The sequence below is a fragment of the Frankia sp. AgB32 genome, assembly GCF_023243045.1.
GTDB lineage: Bacteria > Actinomycetota > Actinomycetes > Frankiales > Frankiaceae > Frankia.
The window spans coordinates 126,238-137,016 of the sequence record NZ_JALKFX010000003.1 but is presented as its reverse complement, the minus strand read 5'-3'; the positions used below and the strand labels follow the sequence as shown (position 1 = coordinate 137,016).

Genomic DNA, 10,779 nt, shown 5'->3' with positions numbered 1-10,779 from the left:
GCGGGGCCCCCCGCGGGGGCCGCCCCCGGCAGACGCGCCGGAGCGGGGGCGGTGACGCACCCTGGTCGCCGCCTCCGCGCCGCCCCCGCGGGCGGTGCCACCGGGCGCGCTCTGCCCGGGACCGGGCTCCGACTCCCGGTCCGTCCGGACCTGTCCACCAGGTTTGTGCGGCGCGCCCATGACCATCCGGTGCGATCGGGCGTTCGGGCCGCCAGCCGGGCGGCCCCGGGCGCCAGCAGCGCGCAACCCGACGAACCTCGGGTAGCCCGGGTTCCCGGCGCCGGGCTCGCCATTCGGGGAGACCACGAACCCGGCCCACCGCGCCCGGAGCGCAGACCGTCATCGAAGGAGAGGCGTATGACCGCCATCGACGCCCCAACCGGCCCACCACGTACGCCTGCGCCGTCGGGCGCGACCGGACTGTCCACTCCCGCCGAGCAGCTGCTGCGCCTCGCCCCGGCGGAGAACTTCCCGGTCTCGCCGGCCGTCCTGCCCGCCGCGGTGCGCACCCACTTCAACGCGCTGTACGCCTACTGTCGGTTCGTCGACAACATCGGCGACGAGGCGACCGGTGATCGGCTCGCCCTGCTCGACCACCTCAGCGCCGACCTGGCCCTCATCTGGGCCGGCGGCGAGCCCGAGCTGCCCGTCCTGCGCCGGCTCGCCCCCACCGTGCGGGCCTGCGACCTGCCCGCCGAACCGTTCGAGCGGCTGGTCGAGGCGAACCGCCAGGACCAGCTGGTCACCCGGTACGAGACGTTCGAGGACCTGGTCCGCTACTGCACCCTGTCGGCCGACCCGGTCGGGCGGATGGTGCTCGGCGTGTTCGGCCTGGCGACCCCGGACCGGGTCGTGCTCTCCGACCGGGTGTGCACCGCCCTGCAGCTCGTCGAGCACTGGCAGGACGTGGCCGAGGACCTCGCGGCCGGGCGCATCTACCTGCCGCTGGAGGACCTCGACGCCTTCGGGGTCACCGAGGCGGACCTGAGCGCGAAGGTCGCCGGACCCGCGGTGCGTCACCTGATGGCGTTCGAGGTGGCCCGGGCGCGCACCGTGATCGACCAGGGCGCCCCGCTGGTGTCGATGGTTCCCGGCCGGCTGCGACTGGCGCTGGCCGGGTTCGTCGGCGGCGGGCGCTCCGCACTGGACGCGATCCGCCGCGCCGGCTATGACGTGCTCGGCGGCCCGCCCAAGGCGCCGAAGCCACGGATGGCGGGCTTCGCGCTGGTCGCCCTGGCCCGTTCGGCGGTTCCGGGGTCGGCCGCGGCAGCCAGCACGGCCGCCGCGGTGGCCAGTGCCATCAGCGCGGCCGGTGCCGCCGGCAGCCGTTCGGGCAAGGGAGAGGGCCGATGAGCGCCCCGACGCCGATCCCGGGCCGCCGGCCGACCGTCGCCGAGGCCTACGCCTCCTGCGAGGCGCTGACCCGCGACGCGGCCCGTAACTTCTCCTACGGCATCCGGCTGCTGACGCCGGACCGGCGCGGCGCGCTGAGCGCCGTCTACGCGCTGTCCCGGCGCCTCGACGACATCGGCGACGGTGACCTGCCCGATGACGAGAAGCTCGCCGGTCTCGCCGAGGTTCGCGCCGAGGTGAACAACCTGGGCGAGAACAGCTCCACCGACCCGGTGTACGTCGCGCTCGCCGACGCCGCCCGGCGCTTCCCGATCCCGCTGGAGGCGTTCATCGAGCTCGCCGACGGCGTCGAGAGCGACGTGCACGGCCGGACGTACGAGACCTTCGACGACATGGTCGGCTACTGCCGACTTGTCGCCGGCACCATCGGCCGCCTCTCGCTGGGCATCTTCGGCACCGAGCGGGCCGCCTCCGACGGCTCCGCGCCGGCGATCGCCGACGCGCTCGGCGTCGCGCTGCAGCAGACGAACATCCTGCGCGACGTGCGGGAGGACCTGCTGGGCGGTCGGATCTACCTGCCCGCCCAGGAACTGAAGGCCGCCGGCGTCGAGCTCGTGGTGGGTGACGACGGCCGTCTCGGCGGCCCGCAGGTGGAGCTGCTCGGCTACCTGCGCTCCTGCGCGCAGCGCGCCGAGGACTGGTACGGCCGCGGGATGGTGCTGCTCGACCTGCTCGACCGGCGTAGCGCTGCCTGCTGCGGCGCGATGGCCGGCATCTACTTCCGGCTGAACCGGCGGATCAAGGATGATCCCGCCGCCGTGCTGGACCGCCGTCTCGCGCTGCCCGGCTGGGAGAAGGCGGTCGTCGCCGCCCGTAGCCTCGCCGGCCGGCCGGAGACGAGCGCCGCATGAGCGCCGGGGCACTCGAGACCGCCGCCGGCGGGGACGGCGCGCGCCCGCATCTGGTCGTCGTGGGGGGTGGGCTCGCCGGGATGGCCGCGGCGCTTCTCGCCGTGGACAGCGGCGTTCGGGTGACCCTGCTCGAGGCGCGGCCGCGCCTCGGCGGCGCGACCACGTCGTTCCGCCGCGGCGAGCTGACGATCGACACCGGTCAGCACGTGTTCATGCGCTGCTGCACCGCCTACCGCGGGCTGCTGGCCCGCCTCGGCGTGGAGCACCTGACGACGCTGCAGCCGCGCCTCGACGTGCCGGTGCTGATCGGCAGCTCGCTGACCCGCACCCGGCTGCGGCGCACCGCGGTGCGGCTGCCCGCGCCGCTGCACCTGGCCCCGGCGCTGCTGGGCTACCGGGCGTTGCCGCTGGTGGAGCGGCTGCGCGCCGGTCTCGCGGCGTTCGCGCTCGGCCGGCTCGACCAGCGTTCGCCGGCGGTGGACGGGCGCTCGTTCGGCGCCTGGCTCTCCGAGCACGGCCAGGGCCCGGCGGCGACCAGCGCGCTGTGGGAGCTGCTGACCGTGGCGACCCTGAACGTGCCGGCCGCGGAGGCGTCCCTGGGCCTGGCGGCGAAGGTCGTGCGCACCGGCCTGCTGGAGGGCGCCGACGCCGGTGATCTCGGCTGGGCGGACGTGCCGCTGTCCCGCCTGCACGGCGATGCCGCGATGGCGGTCCTGACCGCCGCCGACGCCGACGTGCGGACCGGGGTGAAGGTCCGGTCCATCACCGCGGCGGACGGCGGCTGGGAGGTCGCCGTCACCTCGGGTGGCACCAGTCGCGGCGAGGCGGTGCCCGGAGCCGACGAGTCCGGCGTGCTGCGCGCCGACGCGGTGGTGCTGGCCGTGCCGGCGCCGGCGGCGGCCGGGCTGCTGCCCGCGGGCGCCACCGCGGATCCCGAGAAGCTGCGGGCCCTCGGTGACTCCCCGATCATCAACGTGCATATGATCTACCCTCGCCGGATCATCGAAGGGCCGTTTCTCGCGGTCGTGGACTCACCCATCCAGTGGATCTTCGATCGGACGATCTCCTCGGGCCTGGCCGAGTCCGGCCCACCCGGCGCGCAGTACCTCGCGTTGTCGCAGTCCGCGGCGGAGCCGTGGATCGACCGGCCGGCGAACGAGCTGCGCACCATGTTCATCGACGAGATGGCCCGGCTGTTCCCGGCGGCCCGCGCCGCGGCTCCGCTGGAGGTCTTCGTGACCAGGGAACGCACGGCCACCTTCCGCCAGACGCCCGGTTCGCTCGCGTTGCGCCCGGGTGCGGCGACCGGCCTGCCACACTTTGCGCTGGCCGGCACGTACACCGACACCGAGTGGCCGGCGACCATGGAATCGGCTGTGCGTAGCGGACTCACTGCGGCCCGTGAGAGCCTGGCTGGTATGGGGGTCGTCGTGGGTGAGCTGGCCGGGACTGTCGCCGGGGGTGCGGCGAGTGCCGGACGGGTGCCGGCGCGTGCCGTGCCGGATCAGGCGGTTACGGCAACACCGTATGCATCGGATTCGTCGGAATTTCCGGATCCACGAGGCGCGAACGCGGTGGCCACCGAAACACCGGTGACCACCGGTCAGCAAGGGAACTCATCCACAGGGGGATACCCGGTATGACCATGACGGTTCCGGATGCGATCGAGCGGGGGCGGACCCTCACCGTGCCGGCGCTGCGCGCCGTGGTGGATCGACTGAACCCGCGTCTTCGCCACGTCGTCGCGTACCACCGCGGCTGGGTGGACGCGGCCGGCGAGCCACTGACGGGCAGCGGAGGCAAGCTCGTCCGTCCCGCGCTGGCGCTGCTGTCCGCCGAGGCGGCCGGCGCGTCCGCCGAGGTCGGCCTGCCGGCGGCCGTCGCCGTCGAGCTGGTGCACGACTTCTCGCTGCTGCACGACGACCTGATGGACGGCGACACCGAGCGCCGCCACCGGGCGACCGCCTGGACGGTCTTCGGTGCCGACGGCGCCATCCTCGCGGGTGACGCGCTGCTCGGCCTCGCCGTGCAGATCCTGCTGGAGATCGAGGGGGAACCCGCCCGGCGGGCCGCCCTGATCCTCAGCCAGGGCGTGCAGGACCTCGTCCGCGGCCAGGCCGAGGACCTGATGTTCGAGAACCGCTCGGACGTCACCGTCGCGGACACACTGCGGATGGAGGACGGCAAGACCGGCGCGCTGCTGGCCTGCTCGGCCTCGCTGGGCGCGGTGCTCGCCGGCGCCCCGCAGGAGACGGTCGACGCGCTCGCGGAGTACGGCTCGCGCCTCGGCACGGCCTTCCAGCTCATCGACGACCTGCTCGGCATCTGGGGCGACCCGGCCGTCACCGGCAAACCGGTGCTGTCGGACCTGCGCTCGCGAAAGAAGTCGGTGCCGGTCGTCGTTGCGCTGGAAGCCGGCGGTGCCGCGGCCGACGAGCTGCGCGCCTTCCTCACCTCGACGGGCGACTCCACCGAGGCGGAGCTGGCCCACATCGCCGAGCTGGTCGAACGGGCCGGCGGCCGGGACTGGACCACCGCGGAGGCGGACCGCCAGCTCAAGGCGTGTGAGAACGTGCTGCGCTCGCTGTCGATGCCGGCGGAGGTCGAGGCCGAACTGCTTGCCCTCGCCCGCTTCGTGACCGAGCGCGATCGTTGAGGGAGGCCGCAGGTGTCCACAGGCGCTCATGCCGCCTGGACCACCCGCCGGCCCGCGCCGGGACGGGGTGAGACCAGGTGGCCGGACGGTGATCCACCGGGCCGCCACGCCCCCGGACCGCTCGGCGATCAACCCGCTGATCGTCCTCTAGACCATCGCCCGTACGACGAGGGGAGTCGTCGATGAGCCTGACCTCGGACCCGTCCCCGGCTGCTCCGACTGCCGAGAAGAGCCCGATGCGGCCCACCATCCCGGTGCCCGCGACGGCTGACGCCTACGGGATCTCCCGGTCCTCACCGCCGCTGCCCACGGGCGTGACGACCGGCGACACCGCGACGGCCCCGCCCGCGCGGCCCAGCCAGGTCACCGCGCGGCTCGCCACCGAGCGGGCCCGGGACCACCTGCTCGCCCTGCAGTCGGACGAGGGCTGGTGGAAGGGCGACCTCGAGACCAACGTCACGATGGACGCCGAGGACCTCTTCATGAAGGAGTTCCTCGGCATCCGCGGCGTCGAGGAGACCGAGCAGACCGCCCGCTGGATCCGGTCGCAGCAGCTCGACAACGGCGGCTGGGCCACTTTCTACGGCGGACCGGTCGACCTGTCCACCACCATCGAGGCCTACATCGCGCTGCGCCTCGCCGGCGACGCGATGGACGCCCCGCACATGGCCGCGGCCGCCGGGCTGGTGCGGGAGATGGGCGGAGTGCACGCCTCCCGGGTGTTCACCCGGATCTGGCTGGCCGCGCTCGGTCAGTGGTCGTGGGACGACGTGCCGGTGATCCCGCCGGAGCTGATCTTCCTGCCGTCGTGGATCCCGCTGAACGTCTACGACTTCGCCTGCTGGGCCCGCCAGACGATCGTCGCGCTGACGATCGTCGGCTCGCTGCGGCCGGCGCACGACCTCGGCTTCGACATCGACGAGCTCAAGGTGCCCGCGGACGAGCGCCCGCCGGCCCCGCTGCGTAGCTGGGAGGGTGCCTTCCAGCGGCTCGACAAGCTGCTGCACCGGTACGAGCGCAAGCCGATCAAGCTGCTGCGCACCCTGGCGCTGCGCCGGGCCACCGAGTGGGTCGTCGCCCGTCAGGAGGCCGACGGCTGCTGGGGTGGGATCCAGCCGCCGTGGGTGTACTCCGTCATGGCGCTGCACCTGATGGGGTATCCGCTGAATCACCCGGTGATCGCCACCGCGTTCCGCGGCATGGAGCGCTACGTGATCCGCCGCGACACCCCGGAAGGCCCGATCCGCCAGATCGAGGCCTGCCAGTCGCCGGTCTGGGACACCGCGCTCGCGGTCGTCGCCCTGGCCGACGCCGGGGTCGCCGGTGACCATCCGGCGATGGTGAAGGCCGGCCAGTGGCTGGTCGACGAGGAGGTCCGGGTCGCCGGCGACTGGGCGGTGCGCCGTCCGGAGCTCGCCCCCGGCGGCTGGGCGTTCGAGTTCGACAACGACTTCTACCCGGACGTTGACGACACGGCCGAGGTCGTGCTGGCGCTGCGCCGGCTGCTCGGTGGCGGCCACGTCGCCCCGAACAACGAGCAGCACCGCGACGCCGACCGGCCCACCGTCGCCGCGGCCGACCCGGCGCTGGCCACGGCGATCCGGGCGGCGGCGTCCCGCGGGGTCGACTGGAGCGTCGGAATGCGCTCGTCGGACGGCGCCTGGGGGGCGTTCGACGCGGACAACGTCCGACTGCTCGCCACCAAGATCCCGTTCTGCGACTTCGGTGAGGTCGTCGACCCGCCGTCGGCCGACGTCACCGCCCACCTCGTCGAGATGCTCGCCGACCTGGGCCGCTCCGATCACCCGATCACCCAGCGGGCGGTGCAGTGGCTGCTGGACAACCAGGAGCCGGGTGGATCCTGGTTCGGCCGCTGGGGCGTCAACCACGTCTACGGCACCGGCGCGGTCGTGCCCGCGCTGATCGCGGCCGGGGTGCCGACCGACCACCCGGCGATCGTCGCCGCCGTGCGGTGGCTGCTCGAACACCAGGCGCCCGAGGGCGGCTGGGGCGAGGACCTGCGCTCCTACACCGATCCGGCCTGGATCGGCCGGGGCGCGCTCACCGCCTCGCAGACCGCCTGGGCGCTGCTCGCGCTGCTCGCCGTCGACCCGGACAGCCGGGCCGTGGAGCGCGGTGTCCGGTGGCTGTGCGACACCCAGCGGTCCGACGGCACCTGGGACGAGCCCTACTTCACCGGCACCGGCTTCCCGTGGGACTTCTCGCTGAACTACCACCTGTACCGGCTGGTCTTCCCGCTGACCGCACTCGGCCGGTACGTGAGCCTCGCCGGGGTGACCGCGTTGTGAACACCTCCGCATCCCCCGGTGGTGAGGGAACCATGGCCAACGGCGCCGCCCCGGGCGACCGCGCGCCGGCCGGGGCGTCCCGGCCGGCGGGGGGATCCCCGGCGCTCCCCGCCCAGGACCCGTTGTCGCCCTCCGTCCCCACGGCGGCGGCGGCCCCCCGCCGGTCGACGGCACCGGTCGGCGGCGGCCCCGCCGGTGCGGACCGCGCCCCGGGCCAGTTCGCCCACCCCGCGGGGCTCGCGACCGCCACCGTGACCGCCCCCGGCCCCGCCGGGACGGCTGTCCCGGCGCACCCCGACGTGTGCACCACGAGTCAGCAGTCCCCGGGCCTGGCGCCCGCGGGGGCGGAGTCGGTGATCCTGGATCCAGCGGGCGCGGCGGGGGCGACCCGGCCCGCCGCCACCCGGAGCCGGAGCCGGACCCGGCTCGTCGTCGCCGCGGCGCTGCGCTTCGAGGCCATGGCGGCCGGCCGGTCGGGCCTGCCGTCGGACACGGTCATGGTGCGGACCGGGATGGGGCCGGAGCGGGCGGGCCAGGCCGCTCGCCTGGTCCGTGAGGCCCGGCCCGACGCCGCCGCGATCGTGGGCCTGTCCGGCGGGCTCGCGGCGGGCATCCGGCCCGGCGACATCGTCGTGGCCACCGAGATCCGCTCCGCCGACGGGACCGTCGTCGCGCGCTGCGCGTCCGCCCCGCTGCTCGCCGGCGATCTGCGGCGCCTCGGCCTGACCGTGCATGTCGGCCCGATCGTCACCGTGCCCAAGCTGGCCACCGGTGACGAGCGGACCCGGCTGGCCGCCACCGGCGCCGTCGCGGTGGACATGGAGAGCGCGGCGCTCGCCGCCGGCGTCGGCGACATCCCCTTCGCCGCCGTCCGGGTGATCGTCGACACCGCGGACGAACCCCTCGGCCACTTCGACCTGATCCGCCGAGGCATCCTCGGGCTGCGCACGATGCGCCGGCTCGGGCCGCCGATCGGTGCGTGGGCCGCGGCGGTCGGGCGGCGTACGGTGCTGCTGGCCGAGCCGCGGGCGTTCTGCGCCGGGGTCGAGCGGGCGATCGAGGTCGTCGAACGGGCCTTGGAGCTGCACGGCGCGCCGGTCTACGTCCGTAAGCAGATCGTGCACAACTCGCATGTGGTCGCGGATCTGGCGGCCCGTGGCGCGGTCTTCGTCGAGGAGCTCGACGAGGTCCCCGCCGACGCCACCGTCGTGTTCTCCGCCCACGGCGTGGCACCCGCGGTGTGGGACCAGGCCGGCGACCGGCGTCTGTCCGTGATCGACGCCACCTGCCCGTTGGTCGAGAAGGTCCACACCGAGGCCCGCCGCTTCACCTCGCGCGGTGACACCGTGTTCCTCATCGGCCACGCGGGCCACGAGGAGGTCGACGGCACCCTCGGCGAGGCGCCCGGCCGCATCCAGCTCGTGCAGTCTCCGGCCGAGGTCGCCGCCCTGGACGTCCCCGACCCGCAGCGCGTCACGTACCTCATGCAGACGACGCTGGCGATGGACGAGGCGGACGAGGTCGTCGAGGCCCTCACGGACCGGTTCCCGAGCATCGTCGGGCCCGGCTCGGCCGACATCTGCTACGCCACCTCGAACCGGCAGAACGCGGTCCGCCGGGTCGCCCAGGAAGCCCAGCTCGTCCTGGTCGTCGGGTCGGCGAACAGCGCGAACTCAGTGCGGCTGGTCGAGGTCAGCCGCCGCGACGGGGTCGCCTCCCACCTCGTCGAGAACGTCGGCGACGTGCGGCTGTCCTGGCTTGACGGCGTGCACACGGTCGGCATCTCGGCCGGAGCGTCGGCCCCGCCGGCGCTGGTCGAGGAACTCACCGCCGCACTGTCCGGCCTTGGTCCCACCGAGGTGACGGTGCGCTCCGTCGGCCGGGAGACGGTCGCCTTCAACCTGCCCAAGGAACTGCGCCGGGCGGCGGCCGACGCCGCGACGGCGACGGCGACGGCATCCGGACAGGGCACCGCGGCCTCCTCGTAAAACACCGTCCCCGGCTGTCACGCGAGTCCTGGTACCCGCGGCAGCCAGCGCGTCGCCCGATCCACCGTGCTCCCTGGATCCCGGGACGGGACGCGGCTCCCTGCGCCCGAGCCGGCGCACCGCCGGGATCCAGGGCCGGCGAGGCCGATTCGCGGCTGGCTCGACATCGTGTCACTCTCAGTAGTGAACAGCGGTCGCTTGTCGGCCAACCCACGGAAGTTCCTGGCTTGGTCGCGGTTCCGCACGGGGGTCGTCCCGACACCTCCGACGCATCGTCGAACGTCGTGGTCCGGCGGCGGCGACGCGGAGCCGACGGCGAGCCTTCGCCGGCCAGTTTCGGGGCTCTGACCTGCTCCGATGATGTCCATTTCCTGTCCGCATCCTGTCGCCTGGCGGATTCGGTCTCCTGGCGGACACCGCTGTGCGACAGCTCATCGCTCGATCCACATGCAGGCTGTACGTACAGGCTGTATGGTCAGTGCAGCGATCATCGGTTATCACCGGCGACCAAAGAGAGGGGAGCTACGCCGTGGCGGTCGAGTGGCGGTACCAGCTCCGTGTAGGTACCTATCTGGCGAAGCAGAAACTGCTGCGTCGCAAGCACTTCCCGCTCGTGCTGGAGCTCGAGCCACTGTTCGCCTGCAACCTGTCCTGCACGGGTTGTGGGAAGATCCAGCATCCGGCGTCCGTCCTGAAGCAGCGGATGAGCGTCGACGACGCGCTCGCTGCGGTCAAGGAGTGCGGCGCGCCGGTCGTTGCGATCGCGGGCGGTGAGCCGCTTATGCACCCGCAGATTCACGAGATCGTGAACGAGCTGGTCAAGCGCAAGAAGTTCGTGATCCTCTGCACGAACGGGCTCCTGCTGCAGAAGAAGCTCAAGAACTTCACTCCGTCGCCGTACTTCACCTTCGTCCTGCACATCGACGGGCTGCGCGAGCGGCACGACGCTGTGGTGGAGAAGGAGGGCACCTTCGACGAGTGCGTGCGGGCCTTCCACGCGGCGAAGGCCGCCGGCTTCCGGGTCGGCAGCAACTCGACGTTCTTCAACAACGACAGCCCGCAGGACGTCATCGACATCCTGACCTTCCTGAACGACGACCTGAAGGTCGACCAGATCCAGCTCTCCCCGGGCTACGCGTACGAGAAGGCTCCCGACCAGGAGCACTTCCTCGCCGTCCAGGAGACCCGGGAGATGTTCGGCAAGGTCTTCGCGGAGGGTCGGCGCAAGAAGTTCCGGCTGAACCACTCGCCGGTGTTCCTCGACTTCCTCGAGGGCAAGAAGGAGCTCGCCTGCACCGCCTGGGGCATCCCGAGCTACTCGCTGTTCGGCTGGCAGAAGCCCTGCTACCTGATGAGCGACGGGTACGTCTCCTCCTACAAGGAGCTCGTCGAGACCACCGACTGGGACAGCTACGGCCGTGGCAAGGACCCGCGCTGCGCGAACTGCATGGCGCACTGCGGGTACGAGACGTCGGCCGTGCTCGCCACGATCGGCTCGCTGAAGGAGTCGATCCGCGCGGTGCGCGAAGCCTGATTCCGCGGGCGGCCGCCGTCACGGCGGC

The 10,779-nt window shown here is 73.3% G+C and carries 7 protein-coding genes; all 7 read left to right on the top strand.

Features of this window, described 5'->3' with window-relative positions:
* Positions 1–357 precede the first annotated feature (357 nt).
* The 7 genes from hpnC to hpnH all read left to right on the top strand — a co-directional run bounded on the left by hpnC (position 358) and on the right by hpnH (position 10,751).
* On the top strand, positions 358–1,353 hold the full coding sequence (gene hpnC, locus MXD60_RS02160; protein WP_248817113.1) for a squalene synthase HpnC: 996 nt from the start codon (positions 358–360) through the stop codon (positions 1,351–1,353).
* Positions 1,350–2,264 (top strand): presqualene diphosphate synthase HpnD, encoded by a 915-nt coding sequence (gene hpnD, locus MXD60_RS02155; RefSeq protein ID WP_248817111.1) that lies wholly within the window; start codon positions 1,350–1,352, stop codon positions 2,262–2,264. The genes hpnC and hpnD overlap by 4 nt, the downstream gene beginning before the upstream one ends.
* Positions 2,261–3,907 (top strand): hydroxysqualene dehydroxylase HpnE, encoded by a 1,647-nt coding sequence (gene hpnE, locus MXD60_RS02150; protein WP_248817109.1) that lies wholly within the window; start codon positions 2,261–2,263, stop codon positions 3,905–3,907. The genes hpnD and hpnE overlap by 4 nt, the downstream gene beginning before the upstream one ends.
* Positions 3,904–4,920, top strand: coding sequence for a polyprenyl synthetase family protein (locus tag MXD60_RS02145; RefSeq protein WP_248817108.1), 1,017 nt, complete (start codon positions 3,904–3,906; stop codon positions 4,918–4,920). Before hpnE ends, MXD60_RS02145 begins: the two co-directional genes overlap by 4 nt.
* A gap of 182 nt (positions 4,921–5,102) precedes the next feature.
* A complete protein-coding gene (gene shc / locus MXD60_RS02140) occupies positions 5,103–7,229 on the top strand; it encodes a squalene--hopene cyclase (protein WP_248817106.1) in 2,127 nt (708 codons plus the stop codon).
* 32 nt (positions 7,230–7,261) lie between these two features.
* Entirely contained in the window at positions 7,262–9,217 is a 1,956-nt protein-coding gene (ispH, locus tag MXD60_RS02135; protein ID WP_248817103.1) for a 4-hydroxy-3-methylbut-2-enyl diphosphate reductase, read from the top strand.
* Between the two features lie 529 nt (positions 9,218–9,746).
* Positions 9,747–10,751: an adenosyl-hopene transferase HpnH gene (gene hpnH / locus MXD60_RS02130; protein WP_248817101.1), complete on the top strand. Its 1,005-nt coding sequence runs from the start codon at positions 9,747–9,749 to the stop codon at positions 10,749–10,751.
* Positions 10,752–10,779: the final 28 nt, after the last annotated feature.

Excerpts from the sequence above, each read along its gene's own strand:
- shc (WP_248817106.1), top strand. The coding sequence starts at position 5,103 with ATGAGCCTGACCTCGGACCCGTCCCCGGCTGCTCCGACTGCCGAGAAG.
- MXD60_RS02145 (WP_248817108.1), top strand. The coding sequence starts at position 3,904 with ATGACCATGACGGTTCCGGATGCGATCGAGCGGGGGCGGACCCTCACC.
- hpnE (WP_248817109.1), top strand. The coding sequence starts at position 2,261 with ATGAGCGCCGGGGCACTCGAGACCGCCGCCGGCGGGGACGGCGCGCGC.
- hpnD (WP_248817111.1), top strand. The coding sequence starts at position 1,350 with ATGAGCGCCCCGACGCCGATCCCGGGCCGCCGGCCGACCGTCGCCGAG.
- ispH (WP_248817103.1), top strand. The coding sequence starts at position 7,262 with ATGGCCAACGGCGCCGCCCCGGGCGACCGCGCGCCGGCCGGGGCGTCC.
- hpnC (WP_248817113.1), top strand. The coding sequence starts at position 358 with ATGACCGCCATCGACGCCCCAACCGGCCCACCACGTACGCCTGCGCCG.